This window comes from Mycobacterium angelicum (assembly GCF_002086155.1).
Classification (GTDB): Bacteria; Actinomycetota; Actinomycetes; order Mycobacteriales; family Mycobacteriaceae; genus Mycobacterium; species Mycobacterium angelicum.
Genome location: NZ_MVHE01000003.1, coordinates 188,512 through 211,489 on the forward strand (window position 1 = coordinate 188,512; position 22,978 = coordinate 211,489).

A 22,978-nucleotide genomic window follows, 5' to 3' on the forward strand; every position below is an offset into this window, starting at 1 on the left:
CCGCCGAGACCCAAACGCCGACCCAGGCGGGTCACATGTGTGCAAGCCGCCTGACGTGGCTATTCCGTCGGGGTACACCACGACTTCGGGAGACCGACCATGCAGCTGATAGCACCGGCCGATGCCATGTTTCTGCTCGGCGAATCGCGCGAACATCCGATGCATGTCGGCAGTCTGCAGCTCTTCGAGCCGCCCAAGGAGGCCCCCGAGGTGGCCCCCGACAACGCCGACGACGGCTTTGTGACCGAGGCCTACGAATCGATGTTGCGGTGCACCGATGTCCAGCCCACGTTCCGCAAACATCCGGCTTTTCTGGGCCCGGTTACCAACCTGGCCTGGTCCTTCGACGACGACGTCGAGCTGGACTATCACTTTCGCCGTTCGGCTCTGCCCCGCCCGGGTCGGGTACGAGAGCTGCTGGAGTTGGCGTCGCGGCTGCACGGCAGCCTGCTGGACCGGCACCGGCCGCTGTGGGAAGCGCATCTGGTCGAGGGACTCAATGACGGGCGCTATGCGGTCTACATCAAATTTCACCATTCGCTGCAGGACGGCGTGTCCGCGCAGAAGTTGATGCAGCGCGCCTTCACCAGCGATCCCGGCGACGACGAGGTCCGCGTGCCCTGGGCGCTGACGCCCCGCAAGCCGCGTGGTGGCTCGGGTCGCAACGCCTCACCTCTGCAGCTGCTGTCGCGCACCCTTGGCTCGGCGGCGGCCCTGGCGCCGTCGACGCTCACGCTGGCGCGCGCGGCGCTGCTCGAGCAACAACTGACTCTGCCGTTCCAGGCGCCCAAGACGATGTTCAACGTCCGGATCGGAGGTGCGCGGCGCGTCGCCGCACAATCGTGGTCAATCGAGCGGATCAAGGCCGTCAAGGCCGCCGCGGACGTCACCTTCAACGACGTCGTGCTGGCCATGTCCGCCGGTGCGCTGCGTAGCTATCTGCTCGAACAAGACGCCCTGCCGCAGGCTCCATTGGTGGCGATGGTTCCGGTAAGCCTGCGCAAGGAACACGAAACCGACGGCGGCGGGAACATGGTCGGCACCGTGCTGTGCAACCTCAACACCGACATCGGCGACGCCGGAACACGCCTGCAGGCGATCAACGCCTCCATGCGCGACGCCAAGCAGGTGTTCACCCAGCTGCCGCGGGTGCAGCAACTGGCCCTGTCGGCCTTCCTCACCGGCGGCTTGGTATTCGCACTGATTCCCGGATTTGTGGCAAGCGCACCGCCACCGTTCAACGTCGTGATTTCGAACGTGCCGGGCTCGCCGGACCCGCTGTATTGGCGTGGCGCGCGCATGACCGGCAACTATCCGCTGTCGATCGCGCTGGACGGCCAGGCGATGAACATCACCGTCACCACCAACGCGGAAAATCTCGACTTCGGAATCGTCGGCTGCCGGCGCAGCGTGCCGCACCTGCAGCGCATGCTCGGCCATCTGGAAACATCGCTGAAAGATTTGGAACTGGCCGCCGGGGTATGAGGCCACTTTCGGCGACGGATACTGTACGGCCAGCAATGCACATGAACGGCGGCAATCGGACAACAGCCGAAAGGAGGGGCAACATGGCGGACAAATCGAAGACTGTTTCATCACCAGGCGCGACAACCGCGGACCCTGCCACGGTCTTTGCTGCCCTCGCCGAGATCATCTATCAAGGCCTGGACGCCAACGAGATGTACGCGGCCATCTGCGTAGCCGCAACCCTGATCGTCCCGGGCTGCGATCATGCCAGCCTCCTGGTGCGCCGCAACGATCGTTACGTCACCGTGGGCGCCAGCGACCGGCTCGCCCAGCGGATTGACGATCTGGAGCGCCTCGCCGGCGACGGCCCCTGCATCGACGCCATCGAGGAAGAAACGCCGCAGATCGAAACGGACCTGACCACGCCCAGCCAATGGCCCAAGTTCGCGGCCCGCCTCGTAGAAGAAACACCGGTGCGCGGCGCCATGGGATTTCGGCTGCTGATCGACAAACGCAAAGGCGCGGCACTGAACCTGTTCAGCGAAAAGGCCAACAGCTTCGACACCGAGTCCGCCGGGCGAGCGGCGGTACTGGCATCGTTTGCCAGCGTCGCCATCAACGCCGTCGCTCAGGGCGAAGACGCCGGCAGCCTGCGGCGAGGACTGATCAGCAACCGCGAAATCGGCAAGGCGGTCGGCATGCTGATGCTGCTGCACAATTTCAGCGAGGACGAAGCCTTCGACTTGCTGCGCCGGCACTCGCAGAGCCTGAACATCAAGCTTGCTGACGTCGCCCGCAAGGTCATCGACGCGCGCGGTCAGTTGCCGACGGCCGACTGAGCTACTCAGGCAACCGCAGCTCGGGCTTCTCAACCTCTTCGATGTTGACGTCTTTGAAGGTGACTACCCGCACCTGCTTGACGAAGCGCGCCGGCCGGTACATGTCCCACACCCAGGCGTCGGCCAGCCGCAGCTCGAAATACACCTCGCCGTCGGCGTTGCGCGGCACCATCTCGACGCTGTTCGCCAGATAGAAGCGGCGCTCGGTCTCCACGACGTAGCTGAACTGGCCGACGATGTCCTTGTATTCGCGGTACAGCGAGAGCTCCATCTCGGTTTCGTACTTTTCGAGATCTTCCGCACTCATCTGCTCAGACGTCCTTCTCCCGGAACTGTTGTCTCATCTTTGCTCACCGGTATTCGCCGCCCGCGGCCGGAGGGTCCGGTTTGCATTCGGCTTCGTATTCGGCCAGCACCCGGCCGCTGGAGCCGGTCGCAACCCGTCGCACATTGATGAACGAGTAACGGTGTTCCGGGCAGGGACCCAGCCTGGTCAACGCGAGGCTGTGCGCCGGTGTGCTGTACCCCTTGTGTTCGGCGAAGCCGTACCCCGGGTGTTCGGCGTCCATCGCGACCATCAGCCGGTCCCGGCTTACCTTGGCCAGCACGCTGGCCGCGGCGATGCAGGCGGCCGCCGCGTCGCCACCGATCACCGGCAGCGACGGCACCGCCAGCCCGGGCACCCTGAAGCCGTCGCTGAGGACATAGCCCGGCCGCACCGACAAACCGGCCACCGCCCGCCGCATGCCTTCGATGTTGGCCACGTGCACGCCGCGGCGGTCTACCTCGACCGAGGAAATGAACACCACGTGGTACGCCACCGCATAGCGACAGATCAACGGGAACAGCTTCTCCCGCACCTTCTCGGTGAGCCTCTTCGAATCATCAAGAGCGGCAAGGCTTTCCAGGCGATTTGGGCCGAGTACACACGCGGCGACCACCAACGGACCCGCGCACGCGCCCCGACCCACCTCGTCGACCCCGGCCACCGGGCCCAGACCATTGCGGTGCAGCGCGGACTCGAGGGTGCGCAAGCCGGACGATTTGCGGATCACCGTCCGCGGCGGCCAGGTCTTATTCATCTGGGAGCCATCGCTACTGGCCCTGTTGCGGGTTCACCGACCCCACGCCACCCCATCGCGTCGGCGGCCACACGATGAACCTGGCCTTGCCGATGACGTTGGCCACCGGCACGGTCCCGCCCATCGCGTCGCCGGTGCACAGCATCGGGCAGTGGGCACGGGAATCCGCCGAGTGGGTCCGGTTGTCGCCCATCACCCACAGCCGCCCCGGCGGGACGGTAACCGGGCCGAATTCGCTGCCCAGGCACGGATACACCGACGGGTCGGCCATCATCGTGGCCGGGTTGAGGTAGGGCTCCTTGAGCGGCTTGCCGTTGACCGTCAAGCCGGTGTCGGCGCGGCACTGGACCGTCTGGCCGCCGACCGCTATCACCCGCTTGACCAGATCGTTCTCGTCGGGAGGCACGAAACCGATGAACGAGAGCGCGTTCTGCACCCAGCGAATTGCGGTGTTGGAAGACCGGATCGATTTGTAGCCGACGTTCCACGACGGCGGGCCCTTGAACACGATGACGTCGCCGGGCTTGGGTGAGCTGAAACGGTAAGTGAGCTTGTCGACCAGGATCCGGTCGCCGGTGCACGTCGCGCATCCGTGCAACGTGGGCTCCATCGATTCGGACGGAATCAGGTATGGGCGCGCCACGAACGTCAACATGACGTAGTAGAGCACCACCGCGATCACCGCCAGGGTGGCGAATTCCCGCAGCGTGGACCGCTTAGCGGGTTCGGACTCGTCGTCCTGGGTGGCCTGTTCCGATTCCGCGGCTGACGTGTCGTCGACCTGTTCAGCGGCCTGGTCAGGCCCGTCCTGCGGGTCAGTGTCACCGGGCTGCGACTTTCCAGTCTCAGGCCGGCGCTCCGATGGAGAGTCCGTGGTCTCGGTCACGAGATCAGCGTAGCCAGCACCGGGCGGCCGAAATGGCCACCGAGGCCTGCGGGGTCAGCGCTTCTCCTTGATCTTGGCCTTCTTGCCGCGGAGTTCACGCAGGTAGTACAGCTTGGCGCGACGGACATCACCACGGGTCACCACCTCGATATGGTCGATGTTCGGCGAATGCACCGGGAATGTCCGCTCGACGCCCACACCGTAGCTCTCCTTGCGCACCGTGAACGTCTCGCGGATGCCGCCGCCCTGACGCCGGATCACCACTCCCTTGAACACCTGGATACGTTCCTTGGCGCCTTCGATGACCTTGACGTGCACATTGATGGTGTCGCCCGGGCTGAAGGCCGGGATGTCGTCGCGCAGCGACGCCTGGTCGACGAAGTCCAGCCTGTTCATTGGAAAGACACTTCCTCGCGGGTCGCGGCTCGGTCAACCGTGCGGGTGCAACGGTCTACCAAGCCGATGGGTACGGGCTTCTGGGTGCGTCTCGCAGCAGGCGGGAAAGCGGCCGGAAATTGGCTTGGCAACAGCCCAGCCGACCGGCAGCCGCTGGAGACAACTGGTCAATTGTGCCAGACGGTACGCATGCAGTGAAAATCACAGGAAACTAGCGTGGTTCGCGACCGGCCGAAAGCGCGTGCAAATGGTACATATGACTGGGGTCAGCTGCGCCGAATCGAACCCGAAGCTTCGCGTGACACCCGGGCCACAAGGGCTCCGAACGGCAGAGCGGCCGCCACTTGGACGACTTTCGTGATGTCGGAGGAGAGAATGCGAGCACGGCCGCTCACGATGCTCACCGCCGCGGCGGGGGTGACGTTGGTGGTGGTCGCGGGCTGCGAGGCAAAAGTCCACGCGAACGCGTTCAGCCTCGCCGCGCCCAGCACCTCCCAGGTGCAGACTCCGGCGCAACCCCAAGAACAGCTGGTCGAACTGCTGCTGCGCGCCGTCACGCCGCTCGGCGTGCCCGCGGCGCTGCCCCCGATCAGCGGTGGACTCACCGGGGCCCAGGAACGCATCGAGCAGGCAACCGCCGCGGCCGCCGCCAGCGGTGCGACCCTTTCGGTGGCCGTCTTCGACCGCGCGACCCACCAACTGGTGTCGAACGGCAACACCCAGATCATCGCCACCGCGTCGGTGGCCAAGCTCTTCATCGCCGACAATCTGCTGCTGCAGGAATCCCAGGGCAGGACCGCGCTCACGGCCGAGGACCATCAGGCGCTGGACACCATGCTGCAGTCATCTGATGACGGCGCGGCGGAAAGATTCTGGGATCAGGGCGGCGGCGACGCCATCATCACGTCGGTCGCCCTACGGTACGGACTGGGATCAACCGCACCGCCGAGCGACGGGCGCTGGTGGAACACCATCAGCTCGGCACAGGACCTGATCCGTTACTACGAGATGCTGCTCGACGGCTCGGGCGGACTGCCGCCGGCGCGGGCCGGCATCATCGTCAACGACCTGGCCCAGTCCACACCCACCGGAATCGACGGCTATCCGCAACGTTTCGGCATCCCCGATGGTTTGTATGCCGAACCGGTAGCGGTCAAGCAGGGCTGGATGTGCTGTATCGGCGCCGACTGGATGCACCTGTCGACCGGTGTGATCGGCTCCGATCACCGCTACATCATGGTGATCGAGTCGCTGCAGCCCTCCGATGACGCGACCGCCCGCGCCACCATCACCGAGGCGGTCAAGACGATATTTCCCGACGGCCGGATCTGACCGTCAGGGAGCCAAGTCCGGGCGCCGGTCCCGGGTACGCTGCAGCGAGACCACCCGGCGCCAGGCCGTGATTCGGGCGTGGTCGCCGGAAAGCAGAACCTCCGGGACGTCGAGGCCACGCCAGCTGGCCGGCCGGGTGTAGCTGGGCCCCTCCAAGAGCCGCTCCTGTGCCGGGGAGAACGAATCTTGTTGGTGCGACGCGGGATTGCCCAGCACCCCGGGCAGCAACCGCAGCACCGCTTCGATCATCACCACGGACGCCGACTCTCCCCCCGGCAAGACATAGTCACCGATGGAGACCTCTGCTACCCGCAACCGCTTAGCCGCATCCTCGACGACCCGTTGATCGATGCCCTCATAGCGGCCGCAGGCGAACACCAGGTGCGCTTCGGCGCTCCAGCGCTGGGCGGTGGCTTGAGTGAACAATTCACCTGCGGGCGTGGGAACGACCAATAGCGTTTCACCCGAACAGATTTCGTCGAGCGCGTCGCCCCACACCGGCGCCCGCATCACCATGCCCGGGCCACCGCCATAGGGTGCGTCGTCGACCGAGTGGTGCACGTCGTGGGTCCAGCGCCGCAGGTTGTGCACCTTCAGGTCGACCAGGCCCGACGCGATCGCCTTGCCCGGCAACGATTGTCGCAACGGATCCAGGTAGTCGGGGAAGATCGTGATGACGTCGATTTGCACGGCTCAGCCCAGATCCAGCAGGCCCTCGGGCGGATCGATCTCCACCACGCCGTCGTCCAGCGACACCGACGTGACGATCGCGCTGACGAACGGCACCAGCACCTCACCGGAATCCCGCTTCACGGCCAGCAATTCACCCGCGGCGGTGTGCAACACCTCGGCGACCACGCCGACCTGCTCCCCCGTCACCGTGCGAACCCGAAGGCCTTCCAGCTGATGGTCGTAGTAGGTGTTCGGCTCGTCGATCGGCGGCAGCTCGTCGGAGTCGATGACGAACACGCTGCCGCGCAACGCGTCGGCGGCATCGCGGTCGGTCACTCCGGCGAGCCGCACCAGCATGCGGGCACCATGGTCGCGCGCACCCTCGACCACGTAGCTGCGCGCCGGCCCGCCGTCCCGCGGTCGCTTGGCGCGCAACCGGGTGCCGGGCGCGAACCTGCTGTCGGGGTCGTCGGTGCGAACCTCCACGACGACCTCACCGGTGATGCCGTGCGCCTTCACCACGCGCCCGACGACCAGCTCCATCGGCTGCGCTACTGGTCGGTGTCCACCACGTCGACGCGGATCCCGCGGCCGCCGATGCCGGCGACCAGCGTGCGCAACGCAGTCGCGGTGCGGCCCCCGCGACCGATCACCTTGCCCAGGTCGTCTGGGTGGACATGAACTTCGACGGTACGCCCGCGACGGCTGGTCACCAGGTCGACTCGGACATCGTCAGGGTTGTCGACGATCCCGCGGACCAGGTGCTCGACGGCGTCGACCACAACGGTGCTCATGCTGCGATCAGCTTTCGCTAGTGGGCTCGGACTGCTCGCCACCCTCGGCGGGCGCCTCGGCCGGCGCAGCGTCGGCGGCGGCTTCAGCCTCCGCGTCCGCCTTGGCGGCCTTCTTCGGAGCGGACTTCTTCTTCGGCTTGGCGGCCTCGGTGGTCGGCCCGCCGTCGGCGGCGGCCAGCGCGGCGTTGAACAGCTCCAGCTTGCTGGGCTTGGGGGGCTTGACCTTGAGGCGGCCCTCGGCGCCGGGCAGGCCCTTGAACTTCTGCCAGTCACCGGTGATCTTCAGCAGCTTGAGGACGGGCTCGGTGGGCTGAGCGCCGACGGAAAGCCAGTACTGGGCGCGCTCGGAGTTGATCTCGATGAGGCTCGGCTCTTCCTTCGGGTGGTAGCGACCGATGACCTCGATGGAGCGGCCGTCGCGGCGGGTGCGCGCGTCGGCGACGGCGATGCGGTACTGGGGATTGCGGATCTTGCCAAGCCGGGTGAGCTTGATCTTCACAGCCATGGTTGAACTCCTGTGTGTGCACGCCGCAATTCAGCGATCCGGGCGGGATGCCCGGGTCCGGTTTTGCCTCGCGTGTGTCGCCGCACAGCGACCCTGCGAAAAGGGCGCGGCGGCCAGCGGCCCATTGTGCCAGAACTGGGCTCTCGGGCAGAAATCACAGGACTTTCTGGAACACCTTCGATTCGACCCGTCGCGTCATCCGCCAGCCCTCGGGGGTGCGCACGAACTCGTCGTCGTACCAAAGCCCGCAGAACAGGATCTGCTCCTTGTCGCCGCCGAGCACCATCGGGTTGAAGCAGATCACCCGTGACGACGCGGTGTCCCCGTCGACGCGGACCGAGAAGTTGCCCAGCATGTGGGCATACACCGGGAAATTGGGCAGCACCTCCGACAGCCACTTCTTCACTTCGGGATAGCGGCCGTCGATGCCGCCCAGCGCCCGGTAGTCGATGTAGGCGTCCGGGGTGAACACCTTGTCGAGGTCGTCGAAGCGGCGGTTGTCGATGGCGGTGGAGTAATCGACCAGCAGCTGCTGGATCTCCAAGCGGTCGGAAACTTCGGCCAAGCTCAGCATGCACCGATTCAAGCACCGGTGTGATCTCGCCAGATATAACCCTGGGCGACTCCCATCGGCGAGTCGTGTGCGTGATTTATGTGTCGCGCAGCGGGCGCTCCGGCCCTTCGCCGCCCGTTCGCGGCCCTTCCTGCGGCGCCTGGAAGTTAGACTCACCCCCCATGCGAAAGCTCATGGCCGCAGGCGCGGCACTGCTCGCCACCGTTGTTTTCGGTACGGGCACCGCGAGCGCAGACACCGATGTACAGCCCGTCGGCTCGGTGCCGATCCCCGACGGCCCCGCGCAGACCTGGATCGTGGCCGACCTCGACAGCGGTCAGGTGCTGGCCGGGCGCGACCAGAATGTGGCCCACCCGCCCGCGAGCACCATCAAGGTGTTGCTGGCGCTGGTGGCCCTCGACGAGCTGAACCTCAACTCGACCGTCGTCGCCGACGTCGCCGACACGCAGGTCGAATGCAACTGTGTCGGCGTCAAGCCGGGCCGCACCTACACCGCCCGCCAGCTGCTCGACGGTCTGCTGCTGGTCTCGGGCAACGACGCCGCGAACACGCTGGCGCAGATGCTGGGCGGCCAGGACGCCGCGGTAGCGAAGATGAACGCCAAAGCCGCGGCCCTGGGCGCGCCGAATACCCATGCGGCGACGCCGTCCGGGCTGGACGGACCCGGCGGTTCCGGCGCGTCGACGGCGCACGACCTGGCCGTCATCTTCCGCGCGGCCATGGCCAATCCGGTCTTCGCGCAGATCACCGCCGAACCCTCGGCGATGTTCCCCGGCGATCACGGTGACGAGCCCATCGTCAACCAGGACGAGCTGCTCAGCAGATACCCGGGCGCGATCGGCGGTAAGACGGGCTTCACCAACGCCGCCCGTAAGACGTTTGTCGGCGCCGCTGCCCGGGGCGGCCGACGGCTGGTCATCGCGATGATGTACGGGCTGGTCAAAGAAGGCGGACCAACCTATTGGGATCAGGCCGGCAGCCTTTTCGACTGGGGGTTCGCCCTCAACCCGCAGGCCAGCATCGGCTCGCTGTAGTCACTCTCCCGGCTCTGACAGCGCGGCGGTCAGTAGCGCCGTCAGCACCGGGATGCGTCGCTCCTCGATCTCGGGCTGTGGCAGTACCCCTTCGACCACGGCGGCTCCGTCGAAGACGTTGGTCAGCAGGGCCACCACGACCGGAAAAATTTCGTCCGGGATACTTTCGGCTCCAGGCAGTGCCCGCGCCGCGTCGAGGATCTTCGCGGAATACTGGCCTAGCTCGTGTTGCATTGTGTCCCTGAGCTTTTCGTCGGTGCGCGCGGCGATCATCAGCTCGTACAGCACAGCGTTGGTGGGACCGCGGGTAATGTCGTGCAGGATGGTCAGCCCCGCATCCAGCGCGGGCCGGTCGGCCGGTATCTCGGCGACCCGCTTGGTGAACGTTTCCAGTTGCCGGCGCAGCACCTCCGACGCCGTCGCCGCCATGAAATCGCCCATGGTCTCGAAGTGACGGAACAGCGCACCCACCGAGACACCGGCCCGCTTGGTGATCACCGCGGCCGACGCCCGGGCGTAACCCATCTCGATGATGGTGTCGATGCACGCCTGGAGCATCCGGCCGACGGTTTCCTCCCGGCGTTGCTGCTGGGTTCTGGCCATGTCAGGCGCTCACGCTCACCGCGGCGCGCTGCGGATCGCCTGCCTTGAGGTACCGACCCGACCGCACGGTCTGCCCGTAGCCGGCCCGGAACTCGCCGTTGCCGAAGACCACCGTGCCGCCCACGCCGGTCGCCACCACGGTCGCATCGTTGCGGTTGACCATGCGACTCAAGCCGCCGTAGAACGGCACCTCATCCTCGTGGTAGCCGTCCACCGAGTCATCCAGGAACGCCGGGTCGATCACGACGAAGTCGGCACGGTCACCCTCGCGCAAGGTTCCGGCGTTGAGGCCGAACCATTCGGCCAGTTCGCCGGTCAACCGATACAGTGCCTGCTCGATCGGCATGAACGGCGCTCCGGCCCGGTAGGCGTCCCGGGCGCGCTTGAGCAGCCGCAGCGGGAAGTTGTAGAAGGCCATGTTGCGCAGGTGCGCGCCGGCGTCGGAGAAACCCATGTGGATACTCGGCTCGGCGGCGAGCTTGTTGAGTTGCTTGGGCCGGTGGTTGGCGACGGTGGTCGTCCAGCGCACATTGCGCTCGCCGTTTTCCACCAGGACATCCAGGAATGCATCGAGCGGGTGCAGCCCGCGCTCGTCGGCGATCTTGCCGAAGCTCTTGCCTATCAACGACTTATCGGGGCATTCGACGATCACCGCGTCGTGGAAGTCCCGGTGCCACAACGACGGCCCGAGTTTGATGCGGTCGAACTCCCGCCGGAACTGCCGGCGGTATGCCTCATCGGCAAGTAATTCGTTGCGCTGCAACTGGTCTCGCAGGTGCAGTGCGGCCGTTCCGGCACCGAACTCCTCGAACACCGGCAGATCGATTCCGTCGGAATACAACTCGAACGGCACGGGCAGATGCTGGAACCGCACGCTGGAGCCCAGCAGCTTGTTGAGCACGCGGGTCCCGATGCCGAAGGTGTACACCGCCAGCGGCATGGACTTGCCGTCGGCCGATACCAGCAGGCTCATCCGAACTCGCTTGCGCAGCCCGAACATTCGGCTGCTGGACAGGAAGAACAGCAATCCGGTGTTGGGCTTGTCGACATTGGGTGCGCTTTGCAGAATCCGGCCGCGCTTGCGCAGCACCTTGATCAGCCGGCGCCGTTCGCGCCAGGTCGCGAACGTCGACGGCAGCGCGCGCGAGCGGAACCGGTCGCCGTCGAGCTTGTCGATCGCCGAGTCCATCCCGGACATGCCGAGCACTCCGGCTTCGAGCGCCTCGTCGAGCAGTTCGGCCATCTTCTCCAGCTCGGCCTCGGTGGGCCGAACGGTTTCGTCGGTGGCGCGCTCGAGTCCGAGCACCGCGGTGCGCAGGTCCGAATGCCCAAGCAGCGAACTGATATTCGGCCCAAGCGGCAGGGCGTCGATCGCCTCGATGTACTCCGCGGCCGTCGACCAGGTCTTGTTGCTTTCCAGCGCGCCGAGCACGAATTCCCGCGGGACCGCTTCGACCCTGCTGAACAGATCGGCGGCATCTTCGGCGCCGGCGTACACAGTCGACAGCGAGCAGTTACCCAGCAGCACAGTGGTTACGCCGTGCCGCACCGACTCGCGCAGCCCCGGGTCGAGCAGGATCTCGGCGTCGTAGTGCGTGTGCACGTCGATGAAGCCGGGAGTGATCCACTTGCCCGCGGCGTCGATCACCTCGGGGCAGCCGGTCTCGTCCAGCGGCGTCGCGGACACCGTGGCCACCACGCCATCGCGAATACCCAGGGTGCGGGTCTGCGGCGCGCTGCCGGTGCCGTCGAACCACAGTCCGTCGCGAATGATCACGTCGTAAGTCACGTTTCCTCCAGGGTCGTCGCGTTGCTCACGAAGCTAACATAGATAGTGATCACTCGCAATCTTTCCTGGCTGGGTCAGCGGCCAGGCCCCGTCGGTACGGTGGTCGATGGCGTTGTCGGTGGCGTTTGGGACGTTGGCGTCGAGGGAGGCGACGGGACCGTGGCCGGGTCCGGCACCGTCACGGCCGGCGGTACATCGCCGCTGCGGCTGGCAACGGCGGGGATCCGGATGACCGCAGCCTGCTGTCCGCATTCGTTGCTGCGCACGGTGACGACCATTTCGCCGACGAGGTCGCCCTGAGGTTGTGGTCGCAGCGACAGCACCTGCATCGTGTCCTGGGTGCTTGCCGAACCGTTCGCCCCGACGCAGGGGAACTGCACGTCTTCCGGCCGCGACTTCCACTGACCGCCGCCGAACTCCAGGATCAGCGGCCGCACGCCCTCCTTGGCCTGCGTGTGGGTGTTGTCATCGAGCATCGTCGCCGCGGCAAGGCAGGCCGACGGGGTGCACGCAGAGCGGATTGCCCACCACGTGTTCACGTCGGGCGGTTGCGGGGCGGGGGTGAAATCGTATGTCTGCTTTGAGCGTTCGATCTCGACTTGGTAGGTGCCGTCGAGAGGTACCGGGGCTGCAGCCGGGTCGCTGGACGGCGGCGCGGCGGAGACCGGTGGTGCACTTGTCGGCGGGCTGGCGGCCTGGGTGGCAGTCGTGCTTGTCTTCCGTCCGATCACGATGCCGACCGCAAGCAGGCCGGCGAGCAGCAGCACCGCCGCGGCCCCAGCCAGGATCCGGCGCGGTCTGCGCCTCGTCGGCGTATTGCCGGCGGTCGTGGAGAAAGCGTCCAGCCGCCGCGCCAAGGCTGCGGCCGCCGACCGCAGAAATGTTCCGCGCGGTCGCGCTTGGGGTGCCGGCGCGGTTTGCGGTTCGGCGGTGTCTGGCCACTCGGACGGGGGTTCATAGGCGGGGTAATCGACGACATAGGCGGGTGCGGGGTTGACGACCACTGCCGCCGTTGCAAAGGCTGCGGGGCCGCGGTCTGCGACGCCGGCCAGCTCGGTGAGCGCCGCGGCGAACTCCCGGCAGCTGCCGAAGCGGTCGGCCGGTTGCGTGGCGAGCGCCCTGGACAGCGCAGCGTCCAGGCGGGCCAGGTCCGGGCGCAGGACGGCGAGCGTGGGTGGCGTCGGCGGACTCACCGGCGGCGCCCCGGTGAGCAGGTGCATCGCGGTGGCGGCGAGCGCATACTGGTCGGCACGTTCGTCGCCCTGGCCCCCGAGCGACAGTTCCGGCGCGGGATAGGCGACGCCACGAGCACCGCTGAGCGCTATCCCGAAGTCTGTCAACAGGATTCGTGGCTCACCAGCTCCATAATTGGTCAGCAGTATGCTGGCGGGTTTGACGTCGCGATGCACTACCCCGCGCTGGTGCGCGTAGTCGAGAGCGGCGGCGACGGCCGAGATGATGGCGAGCACCTCGCCGACGGGCAACACCGAGGGGAATCGATTGGCCATCTCTTGGACGGCATCCACGCCATCGATGTAGTCCATCGCGAGCCAAAGCTGTCCTTCGAACTCGCCGCGCTCGTGCACCTCCACGATGTTGGGGTGATAGAGGTTCGCGGCCCGCTGGGTCTCAGCGTGGAACCGCTGACGGAATTCGCCGTCGGACGACATGCTCAATGGAAGGACCTTCAGCGACTGCCATCCCGGCGCTGACGGCCGCTGCACCAGGTAGAGCTCGCCCGTCGCCGAAGAACCCAGCATCCGCACAACGGTGTAACCGGCGAAGATTGCGCCGTTGGCCAACGCCATGCGGCGATACTAACCACGTTTCGAGCGCCGCGCTTGGGGGGCTAACGCCCGGGGCGAAACACCCTGCCGCGCAGGATCACCAGATCGGGCCGGTTCAGCACAGCGGGTCCCTGCCGCGGATCCTGCGAGTAGCACAGTAAGTCCGCCGATGCCCCGTGACCGAGCGCCGGCCGGCCGAGCCAGTTCCTGGCGTCCCAGCAGGCCGCTCCCAGCGCGTCGGTGGCGCTCATTCCGATGCCCTTGAGCGCCTCGACCTCGTCGGCGATGCGCCCGTGTTTGATCATGGTGCCGGCGTCGGTGCCCGCGTACACGGCAATGCCGGCCTCGCGCGCCGCGGCCACCCGCTGATAGCCACGGTCATAGAGGTGACGCATGTGCGCGGCATACGTCGGGTAGCGCTCGGCAGAGTCGGCGATGCCCGGGAAGTTCTCGAGGTTGATCAGGGTGGGCACCAACGCGGTGCCGTGTTCGAGCATCAGAGCGATGGTGTCGTCGGTGAGGCCGGTGCCGTGCTCGATGCAGTCGATGCCCGCGCGGATCAGACCGGGCAGCGCGTCCTCGGCGAAGACGTGCGCGGTAACCCGAGCGCCGTTGGCGTGCGCGGCGCCGATCGCGGCCGTGAGGACGTCGTCGGACCACAGCGGCGCCAGGTCGCCGATCGAGCGGTCGATCCAGTCACCGACCAGCTTGACCCAGCCGTCTGAACGGCGCGCCTGCTCGGCGACGGCGGCGGGCAGCTGGGTTTCGTCGTCGAGTTCTTCCGCGAAGTTGGGGATGTAGCGCTTGGGCCTGGCCAGATGCCGCCCAGCGCGGATGATGCGCGGCAGCTCGTCGTGGTCGTCGAGGCTGCGGGTGTCGGTCGGTGAGCCGCAGTCACGCAGCAGCAGCGTGCCGGCGTCGCGCTCGGTCTCGGCCTGGGCGATCGCTTCGTCGAGTTCGATGGCGCCGTGCTGGCCGAGCCCGACATGGCAGTGGGCGTCCACCAGCCCGGGCATGATCCAGCCCTGCCGAAAGACATTTTCGGCGCCGGCCACCGGCTCGGTGCTGACGCGGCCGTCGACGATCCACAGATCGACGTCGGTTTCGTCGGGCAGCCTTGATCCGTGTACGTGCAGGCGCACGGCGGGGCTAATTTCTGCCTGGGTTGCCCGGGAATTTCAGCTTGGACAGGTCGAAGTCGGCCAGCCCCGGCGGCAGCTCGTTGAGGCCTTCGGGCATCTGGGACAGATCGGGGAACCCGGCAGGCATGCCCGGCACTCCGGCCATGCCGGGCCCGAACGGGCTCTTGACCTTGGGTGGCGTGGGGCCGCGTCCGGTCTTCTTGCCCTTCTTGCCCTTGGCACCCTTGGCTTTTCGAGTGGCGGATTTGCGGCCCATGCCGGGGATGCCCATGCCGCCGAGCATCGACGACATCATCTTGCGGGCTTCGAAGAATCGGTCGACGAGCTGGTTGACCTCCGACACGCTGACACCGGAGCCGTTGGCGATGCGCAGCCGACGTGAGGCGTTGATGATCTTGGGATCGGCGCGCTCCTGCGGCGTCATGCCGCGGATGATGGCCTGCACCCGGTCGAGCTGCTTGTCGTCGATTTCGGCGAGGGCGTCCTTCATCTGGCCGGCTCCGGGCAGCATGCCCAGCAGGTTGCCGATCGGGCCCATCTTGCGCACCGCGAGCATCTGCTCGAGGAAATCCTCCAGGGTCAGCTCGCCGGCCCCGATCTTGAGGGCGGCTTCCTCGGCCTGCTGAGCGTCGAAGACCTGCTCAGCCTGCTCGATCAGGCTGAGCACATCGCCCATGCCCAGGATGCGGCTGGCCATGCGGTCGGGGTGGAATACGTCGAAGTCCTCCAGCTTTTCGCCGGTGGAGGCGAAAAGAATGGGGACACCGGTGACCTCGCGGACCGACAACGCGGCACCGCCGCGGGCGTCGCCGTCGAGTTTGGTCAGCACCACACCGGTGAATCCGACGCCCTCGCCGAAGGCTTGCGCGGTGGCGACGGCATCCTGGCCGATCATCGCGTCCAGGACGAAGATCGTTTCGTCGGGCTCGACGGCGTCCCGGATGGCCGCGGCCTGAGCCATCAGCTCCTCGTCGATGCCCAGCCGGCCCGCGGTGTCGACGATGACCACGTCGAAGTGCTTGGCCCTGGCCTCGGCCAGTCCGGCCGCCGCGACGGCGACCGGGTCGCCGGGCGGCCCGGTGTCCGGGCCAGAAGGTGGAGTGCCGGGATGCGGCGCGAACACCGGAACCCCGGCCCGCTGCCCGACGACCTGCAGCTGGTTGACCGCTGCCGGGCGCTGCAGGTCACAGGCCACCAGCATCGGCGTGTGCCCCTGATTGCGCAGCCGCGCGGCCAGCTTGCCGGCCAGCGTCGTCTTACCCGAACCCTGCAGGCCGGCCAGCATCACCACGGTCGGCGGCGTCTTGGCGAACACCAGCTCACGGGTTTGGCCGCCGAGGATGCCGATCAGTTCTTCGTTGACGATCTTGACGACTTGTTGGGCCGGGTTGAGAGCCCCGGACACCTCGGCGCCCCGGGCGCGTTCCTTGATGCGGTGCACAAACGCGCGGACCACCGGTAGCGAAACGTCGGCTTCCAGCAGCGCCAGCCGGATTTCGCGGGTGGTGGCATCGATATCGGCGTCGGTCAGGCGGCCCTTGCCGCGCAGCCCCTGAAGGGCACCGGTCAAGCGGTCGGACAGCGATTCAAACACGCCCGCCAGCCTAGTGGTGATCGCGAGCGCCGCGCAGCGGGGCGAAGCGGGTCACCACCATGCAGCCTAGTGGTGATCGCGAGCGCCGCGCAGCGGGGCGAAGCGGGTCACCACCATGCAGCCTAGTGGTGATCGCGAGCGCCGCGCAGCGGGGCGAAGCGGGTCACCACCATGCAGCCTAGTGGTGATCGCGAGCGCCGCGCAGCGGGGCGAAGCGGGTCACCACCGTCGTGCTAATGGACCCGCGAAGCGGGTCACCGTTGCCGCGAGACTGCGACAGCGTCGCCGACACGCCGAAACCGCTCGCACTGGGTGCAGTCTCGGCGAGCCCGCCAGGCGCCCGCCGCGGGGGCCGCGTGGCAGCTGCGTCCAAATGCGTTGCCATGCTACATTTCACAGCCGCCAGGCACGGTCGAGCAGCTACGGGGGGATCTGTTGTCGATGCAGCTCCGCGGCTGGCAGCGACGGGCATTGGTCAAATACCTGGGCACCGAGCCGCGGGATTTCCTGGCCGTGGCCACCCCGGGATCCGGCAAGACGGCGTTCGCGCTGCGGATCGCGGCCGAGCTGCTGAGCCATCGCGCCGTCGAACAGCTCACCATCGTCGTACCGACCGAACACCTCAAGACGCAGTGGGCGCAGGCCGCCGGACGGCATGGCCTTTCGCTGGACCCGAAGTTCACCAACTCCAATCCGCAGACCTCGCCCGAGTACCACGGTGTGGTCGTCACCTACGCCCAGGTCGCGGCGCATCCGACGCTGCACCGGGTGCGCACCGAGCAACGCAAGACGCTGGTCGTCTTCGACGAGATTCACCACGGCGGTGACGCCAAGACCTGGGGCGATGCCATTCGGGAAGCTTTCAGCGACGCCACCCGCCGGCTTGCTCTGACCGGCACGCCCTTCCGCAGCGACGACAGCCCCATCCCGTTCGTCAGCTACGAGCCCGACGCCGACGGGACGCTGCGCTCGCATGCCGACCACACCTATGGCTACGCCGAAGCTCTTGCCGACGGCGTGGTTCGGCCCGTGGTCTTTCTCGCCTATTCCGGGCAGGCACGGTGGCGCGATAGCGCCGGTGAAGAACACGAAGCGCGCCTCGGTGAGCCGCTGTCCGTCGAACAGACGGCGCGAGCCTGGCGCACCGCGCTGGATCCCGCCGGCGAATGGATGCCCGCCGTCATCACCGCCGCCGACCAGCGACTGCGCCAGTTGCGTGAGCATGTGCCCGACGCCGGCGGCATGATCATCGCTTCGGACAAGACCGCAGCCCGCGCGTACGCCACCTTGCTGAAGAAGCTGACCGCCGAGACGCCGACGGTGGTGCTCTCCGACGATCCGGGATCCTCGGCGCGCATCTCCGAGTTCGCCGCCAGCACCAACCGCTGGCTGGTCGCGGTGCGCATGGTCTCCGAAGGCGTTGACGTGCCGCGGCTTTCGGTGGGCATCTACGCCACCAGCGCCTCGACGCCGCTGTTCTTCGCCCAGGCCATCGGCCGGTTCGTGCGGTCGCGACGGCCGGGCGAAACGGCGAGCATCTTCCTGCCGTCGGTACCCAATCTGCTGCAGCTGGCCAGCGAGCTGGAGGCCCAGCGCAACCACGTGCTGGGCAAACCGCATCGCGAATCGCTCGACGACCCACTTGATGCCGACCCGGCTACCAGAACGCAATCCGAGCCGAGCGATGCGGAAAAAGGCTTCACCTCACTGGGCGCGGATGCCGAGCTGGATCAGGTGATCTTCGACGGGTCGTCGTTCGGCACCGCCACCCCGGCCGGCAGCGAAGAGGAGGCCGACTACCTCGGCATCCCCGGCCTGCTCGACGCCGAACAGATGCGCGCCCTGCTGCACCGGCGCCAGGACGAACAGCTGCAGAAACGCGCGGCCGCGGGACATACCGCACCTGCGATTACCACCACACACGGCCAACTGCGCGAACTGCGCCGCGAACTCAATACCTTGGTGTCGATCGCTCATCATCGCACCGGCAAACCCCACGGCTGGATCCACAACGAGCTGCGCCGCCGCTGCGGCGGCCCGCCGATCGCCGCAGCGACCCGCGATCAGCTCAAGGCGCGCATCGATGCGGTGCGCCAGCTCAACTCCGAACTGGCCTAATCCCCGGCGGGCTCGTCTTCCAAAACGTCTACGCGCCCGCCTAATACGGCCATCAGGTGCTTCTCCACGGCGGTCCGCGCGTCGGAGTCGGCGGGCACCGTCACACAGAACACGTCGGCCGCGGTGGAACCGAAGGTGTTCACTTTCGCCCAGACGATGTCCGCCTGAGCCCGCTCCATCCCCCGGGCCAGCAAAGCAAGTAGACCAGTGCGATCCATGGCACGCACTTCCAGGATCAGCTGGCCCGGTGTGTCGGTATCCAGCCACAGGATGCGGGGCGGGGCGGTCGAACGCGTGACGGGCACCCCCACCTGCACCTCCCCCGCCCGGGCGGAGGCGGAGCTCGCCGCGTCGCTGTCCCGCTTCTCCAGCGTCTCGCAGACATCGGCGCCGTGCAGCGCACCCACGAACTGTTGCCGCAATAGTTCTGCGGCGGGCGGCGCACCGAACAGTGGGGACACCACGAATTCGGTGATCGCGACGCCTTCGTGAATGTTGACCGTCGCCGAGTGCACGCGCAGCGAGTTCAGCGCCAGCACCGCCGCGGCTTTGGACACCAGCCCCCGTTCGTTCGGCGCGACCATCACCACGTGGCTGCGCTCGCTTTCGTCCGGCGTCAGCTCGACATGCACACCATGGTCGGCGGCTAACGAAAGATAGTGGGGCGCAGTGGGTTCGGCATGCGGCAGCGACTCGCCGGCCATGACCATCCGGCACCGCGACACCAGATCCTCGACCAGCGAGGCCTTCCAGTCGCTCCACACCCCGGGCCCGGTGGCCTTGGAGTCGGCCTCCGACAAGGCATGCAGCAGCTCCAGCACCTGCGGATCACCGCCCAAAGCCTCCGAGACGGCCTCGATGGTCTTGGGGTCGTTGAGGTCGCTTCGGGTGGCGGTGACGGGCAGCAGCAGATGGTGGCGCACCATCGTGGCCAGAATCTCGATGTCGGGCGCCGACATGCCCAGCCGTTCGCCGATCTGCACCACCAATTCGGCTCCGAGCACGCTGTGATCGCCCCCTCGGCCCTTTCCGATGTCGTGCAGCAGCGCACCCAGGGCGAGCAGGTCCGGCCGCGCCACGCGGGTAGTCAAGGGTGCCGCGTGCACCGCGGTTTCGATCACGTGCCGGTCCACGGTCCATTTGTGCGAAACGTCGCGCGGCGGAAGATCGCGGATCGCCCCCCATTCCGGCAGCAGCTGGCCCCACAATCCGGTGCGGTCCAGAGCCTCGATGGTCGGCACCGCGGTAGGGCCGGCCAGCAGCACCACCAGCAGGTCGTCCAGTGCCTCACGCGGCCAGGGAACCGGCAACTCCGGGGCACTATCGGCCAGCCGGCTCAGCGTGGCGGCACCGATCGGCACCCCGGTGTCGGCCGAGGCGGCAGCCACCCTGAGCACCAGGCCGGGATCATGCTGCGGTTGAACTTCGCGCGCGAGTACGATTTCGCCGGCGTACTCCACGACGCCCTCGTCCAGTGGACGTCTCTTCGGCCGGCGCACCAGCGCCGAGATGCCGCGCCGCGGCAGTGCGTTGGAGGCCGTACGCAGCCCGGTCACCGCGTGGAAGCTGATGGTGCGACCGGCATTGGACAGCATGCGGGCCAGGTCGAATCGGTCCCCGACTCCCAACGCGGCGCTGATCTCGTCGGCGAACTGGGCCAGCAACTGGTCGCGCCCGCGGCCCGACACCCAGTGCAACTCGGTCCGCACATCCAGCAGGGTGAGATAGGCGCTGTCAAGCGACCCCGCCGGCAGGTCAGCACTTGCCATCCCGTGGCGGTCGATGAGCTGAGCCAGCGCCAGCGCATTGAGCAGCTGGACGTCGCGAAGGCCGCCGCGACCGGATTTGAGGTCGGGCTCGGCGCGATGCGCAATGCGGCCCAGCCGCAGCCACCGGGCGTGCGTCATCTCGACGAGTTCGTCCATGCGCGAACGGATTCCGGTACGCCACTGCCGTCGCACCCCGTCGATCAATTCGGCCGACAGTCGCTCGGTGCCGGCGATGTGGCGCGCTTCCAGCATGCCCAACGCGGCCGTCATGTCGGAACCGGCGGTGTTCAACGCCTCGCTGACGGTACGCACACTGTGGTCGAGCCGAATGTTGGCGTCCCACAACGGATACCACAACTTGTCGGCAGCCGGCCCCAGCACCTCGGGGGCCTTGCCGTCGTGCAACAGCACCAGGTCCAGATCCGAATACGGCAGCAGCTCGCGACGGCCGAGCCCGCCGACGCCGACCAGGGCGAAGCCGCTGTCCTCGGTGATGCCGATTTCGGCGGCCGTTGCCGTCAGCCAGGATTCGTGCAGCGCCAGCACCACCTGCCGCAGCTCGGCGGGCGTCGTTTCGCGCTTCTCACCGGACAACAGCGCACGCCGCGCGGCAGCCAAATCGACTGCCGCGCGGGCGTTCTCGGTCACCTCGGCCGGGTCCGGCCGGTGCGGGTCAACACCTTGTCACAAGGCGTCGGACCCGCGTTCACCCGTACGTACCCGCACGATGGTGTCCACGGGGCTGACCCATACTTTGCCGTCCCCGATCTTTCCGGTGCGCGCAGCCCGGACGATGCTGTCCACCACCTTGTCGACGATGGAATCGTCGACAACGACCTCGATCCGAACCTTCGGCACGAAATCGACCGAATACTCGGCACCGCGGTAAACCTCGGTGTGGCCCTTCTGCCGTCCATAGCCCTGGATCTCGCTGACCGTCATCCCGAGGACTCCAGCGTCTTCCAGGCTGGTCTTGACGTCGTCGAGGGTGAATGGCTTCACGATCGCGGTGATCAGCTTCATCTCTATTCCGCCTCCACTTTCTCGCCCAATCTCGCCCCCAGGCCGTTCGGGGTGTCTGGCAGGGTGGCACGGGGAAGAACCGAACCGCTGGCGACGGCGAAGTCGTAGCCGCTCTCAGCGTGCTCAGACTCGTCGATACCGGCGGATTCCTGCTCTGCCCCCAGACGCAACCCAATGGTGTACTTCAGGATCAAAGCAAGGATAAGGGTGACGACGCCAGAATAGATAAGAACACTGAACGCGCCGATCGCCTGGCGCTCCAATTGCGCGAAACCGCCGCCGTAGAACAGCCCCTTCGACACACCGGCCACGCCGTTGATGGCCACACTCTCCGGCGCGGCGAGCAGGCCGACCAGCAGGGTGCCGACCAGACCACCGACCAGGTGCACGCCCACCACGTCCAGCGAGTCGTCGAAGCCGAACCGGAACTTCAGTCCCACCGCAAGCGCGCACAGCACACCGGCCACGACGCCAATCGCCAACGCCCCCAGCACGTTGACCGACGAGCAGGACGGCGTGATGGCCACCAGCCCGGCGACGATGCCCGAGGCCGCGCCCAGCGTCGTGGCCTTGCCGTCCCGGATGCGTTCGGTGAGCAGCCAGCCCAGCATGGCCGCGGCCGTGGCGACCGTGGTGGTGATGAACGTCGAACCCGCGGCCCCGTTGGAGCTGGTCGCCGATCCCGCGTTGAAGCCGTACCAGCCGAACCACAGTAGACCGGCGCCGAGCATGACGAACGGCAGGTTGTGCGGCCGGAACAGGGTCGTGGGCCAGCCGCGGCGCTTGCCCAGCACGATAGCCAGCACCAGGCCGGCCACACCGGCGTTGATATGGACCGCTGTTCCGCCGGCGAAGTCGATCGCGTGCAGCTTGTTGGCGATCCAGCCACCGCGGGCAGCGGCGAACTTGTCGAACGCGAAAACCCAGTGCGCAACCGGGAAATAGACGAAGGTAGCCCAGAGTCCGGCGAAAACCAGCCAGGCGCTGAACTTGAGGCGGTCGGCCACCGCGCCCGAGATCAGGGCGACGGTAATGATGGCGAACATCAGCTGGAATGCCACGAAGACGGTGGCCGGCAGGGTGCCCGCCAGCGGGATGTTCACCGCGGCGGTCTGCGTGCTCGGGTCCGCGGCAACGGCGTTGCCGCCGATGAGGCCCTTCAAGCCCCAGTATTCGGTCGGGCTGCCGACGACGTTGGCCGTGTCGTCGCCGAACGCCATCGAGTAGCCGTAGAGCACCCACAGCACGGTCACGACGCCCATCGCACTGACGCTCATCATGATCATGTTGAGCACGCTCTTGGCTCGCACCATGCCGCCGTAGAAGAAGGCCAGCCCCGGCGTCATCAACAGCACGAGCGCCGAACTGGCCAACATCCAGGCGGTATCACCGGTGTTGGGCACGCCCATGGTCGGGAAATCACTCACTCGCTATCACCTCCAGTCAGCGTTGAGAGGGCCCCAGATGGATGACTGGCGGCCTGATCCAGAACCATGCGCACAAGTTGTTGCGGCAATGGGACCGCAATGTTTCGTGGGGATTAACGTAAAAGTTGCTGTGTAAGAGCTGCGT

21 protein-coding genes and 1 pseudogene are annotated in these 22,978 nt (G+C 67.1%); 5 read left to right on the forward strand and 17 right to left on the reverse strand.

The genetic code is table 11. The features are described from left to right. Window positions 1–99: 99 nt before the first annotated feature. Both BST12_RS03645 and BST12_RS03650 read left to right on the forward strand, forming a co-directional pair. On the forward strand, window positions 100–1,485 hold the full coding sequence (locus BST12_RS03645; RefSeq protein WP_083111645.1) for a WS/DGAT/MGAT family O-acyltransferase: 1,386 nt from the start codon (window positions 100–102) through the stop codon (window positions 1,483–1,485). Between the two features lie 83 nt (window positions 1,486–1,568). Next, complete coding sequence (locus BST12_RS03650) at window positions 1,569–2,306, forward strand: GAF and ANTAR domain-containing protein (RefSeq protein WP_083111646.1); 738 nt, start codon at window positions 1,569–1,571, stop codon at window positions 2,304–2,306. Window position 2,307: 1 nt separating this feature from the next. On the opposite strand, the gene BST12_RS03655 is transcribed toward BST12_RS03650, so the two are convergent. From BST12_RS03655 to rplS, 4 genes and pseudogenes are all read right to left on the reverse strand, one after another. Then, complete coding sequence (locus tag BST12_RS03655) at window positions 2,308–2,613, reverse strand: DUF2469 domain-containing protein (RefSeq protein ID WP_012393608.1); 306 nt, start codon at window positions 2,611–2,613, stop codon at window positions 2,308–2,310. Window positions 2,614–2,646: 33 nt separating this feature from the next. Continuing rightward, window positions 2,647–3,388, reverse strand: a pseudogene (locus BST12_RS03660) (ribonuclease HII). A gap of 13 nt (window positions 3,389–3,401) precedes the next feature. Next, window positions 3,402–4,274 (reverse strand): signal peptidase I, encoded by an 873-nt coding sequence (gene lepB / locus BST12_RS03665; RefSeq protein WP_083111648.1) that lies wholly within the window; start codon window positions 4,272–4,274, stop codon window positions 3,402–3,404. Window positions 4,275–4,328: 54 nt separating this feature from the next. After that, window positions 4,329–4,670, reverse strand: coding sequence for a 50S ribosomal protein L19 (rplS, locus tag BST12_RS03670; RefSeq protein ID WP_012393605.1), 342 nt, complete (start codon window positions 4,668–4,670; stop codon window positions 4,329–4,331). A gap of 375 nt (window positions 4,671–5,045) precedes the next feature. Here rplS and BST12_RS03675 point away from each other — a divergent pair, with 375 nt between their 5' ends. Then, on the forward strand, window positions 5,046–6,002 hold the full coding sequence (locus BST12_RS03675; protein WP_083111649.1) for a serine hydrolase: 957 nt from the start codon (window positions 5,046–5,048) through the stop codon (window positions 6,000–6,002). A gap of 3 nt (window positions 6,003–6,005) precedes the next feature. On the opposite strand, the gene trmD is transcribed toward BST12_RS03675, so the two are convergent. The 5 genes from trmD to BST12_RS03700 form a co-directional block, all read right to left on the reverse strand. Continuing rightward, window positions 6,006–6,692, reverse strand: coding sequence for a tRNA (guanosine(37)-N1)-methyltransferase TrmD (gene trmD / locus BST12_RS03680; RefSeq protein ID WP_083111650.1), 687 nt, complete (start codon window positions 6,690–6,692; stop codon window positions 6,006–6,008). A gap of 3 nt (window positions 6,693–6,695) precedes the next feature. Next, on the reverse strand, window positions 6,696–7,217 hold the full coding sequence (gene rimM, locus BST12_RS03685) for a ribosome maturation factor RimM (protein ID WP_083111651.1): 522 nt from the start codon (window positions 7,215–7,217) through the stop codon (window positions 6,696–6,698). 8 nt (window positions 7,218–7,225) lie between these two features. Then, window positions 7,226–7,468, reverse strand: coding sequence for an RNA-binding protein (locus tag BST12_RS03690; protein WP_036354608.1), 243 nt, complete (start codon window positions 7,466–7,468; stop codon window positions 7,226–7,228). A 7-nt stretch (window positions 7,469–7,475) separates the two neighbouring features. Next, entirely contained in the window at window positions 7,476–7,973 is a 498-nt protein-coding gene (rpsP, locus tag BST12_RS03695; protein WP_083111652.1) for a 30S ribosomal protein S16, read from the reverse strand. Window positions 7,974–8,127: 154 nt separating this feature from the next. After that, window positions 8,128–8,547 (reverse strand): nuclear transport factor 2 family protein, encoded by a 420-nt coding sequence (locus BST12_RS03700; protein WP_083111653.1) that lies wholly within the window; start codon window positions 8,545–8,547, stop codon window positions 8,128–8,130. A 161-nt stretch (window positions 8,548–8,708) separates the two neighbouring features. Between BST12_RS03700 and BST12_RS03705 the strand changes: the two genes are divergently transcribed. Beyond that, complete coding sequence (locus tag BST12_RS03705) at window positions 8,709–9,581, forward strand: D-alanyl-D-alanine carboxypeptidase family protein (protein ID WP_083111654.1); 873 nt, start codon at window positions 8,709–8,711, stop codon at window positions 9,579–9,581. Here the strand turns inward: BST12_RS03705 and BST12_RS03710 are convergent, their stop codons facing one another. From BST12_RS03710 to ffh, 5 genes are all read right to left on the reverse strand, one after another. Then, entirely contained in the window at window positions 9,582–10,184 is a 603-nt protein-coding gene (locus BST12_RS03710) for a TetR/AcrR family transcriptional regulator (protein WP_083111655.1), read from the reverse strand. It abuts the gene before it with no gap. 1 nt (window position 10,185) lies between these two features. Continuing rightward, entirely contained in the window at window positions 10,186–11,973 is a 1,788-nt protein-coding gene (locus tag BST12_RS03715; RefSeq protein ID WP_083111656.1) for an N-acyl-D-amino-acid deacylase family protein, read from the reverse strand. 74 nt (window positions 11,974–12,047) lie between these two features. Next, entirely contained in the window at window positions 12,048–13,781 is a 1,734-nt protein-coding gene (locus BST12_RS03720) for a serine/threonine-protein kinase (protein ID WP_083111657.1), read from the reverse strand. 41 nt (window positions 13,782–13,822) lie between these two features. After that, window positions 13,823–14,914, reverse strand: coding sequence for a metal-dependent hydrolase family protein (locus tag BST12_RS03725; RefSeq protein WP_245850044.1), 1,092 nt, complete (start codon window positions 14,912–14,914; stop codon window positions 13,823–13,825). Continuing rightward, window positions 14,910–16,496, reverse strand: a complete 1,587-nt coding sequence (gene ffh, locus BST12_RS03730; protein ID WP_083111659.1) for a signal recognition particle protein — start codon at window positions 16,494–16,496, stop codon at window positions 14,910–14,912. Before ffh ends, BST12_RS03725 begins: the two co-directional genes overlap by 5 nt. Window positions 16,497–16,937: 441 nt before the next feature. Between ffh and BST12_RS03740 the strand changes: the two genes are divergently transcribed. Next, window positions 16,938–18,614, forward strand: a complete 1,677-nt coding sequence (locus BST12_RS03740) for a DEAD/DEAH box helicase (RefSeq protein WP_139801474.1) — start codon at window positions 16,938–16,940, stop codon at window positions 18,612–18,614. Here the strand turns inward: BST12_RS03740 and BST12_RS03745 are convergent. From BST12_RS03745 to BST12_RS03755, 3 genes are read right to left on the reverse strand one after another with little or no spacing between them, the layout of a single operon-like run. Next, window positions 18,611–21,031 carry a [protein-PII] uridylyltransferase gene (locus tag BST12_RS03745; RefSeq protein WP_083111660.1) on the reverse strand — a complete coding sequence of 807 codons (2,421 nt, stop codon included), beginning with the start codon at window positions 21,029–21,031 and terminating at the stop codon, window positions 18,611–18,613. The genes BST12_RS03740 and BST12_RS03745 overlap by 4 nt on opposite strands. Before the next feature lie 36 nt (window positions 21,032–21,067). Beyond that, entirely contained in the window at window positions 21,068–21,406 is a 339-nt protein-coding gene (gene glnB, locus BST12_RS03750; RefSeq protein WP_055577570.1) for a nitrogen regulatory protein P-II, read from the reverse strand. 2 nt (window positions 21,407–21,408) lie between these two features. Continuing rightward, complete coding sequence (locus tag BST12_RS03755; RefSeq protein WP_139801470.1) at window positions 21,409–22,833, reverse strand: ammonium transporter; 1,425 nt, start codon at window positions 22,831–22,833, stop codon at window positions 21,409–21,411. Window positions 22,834–22,978 lie beyond the last annotated feature (145 nt).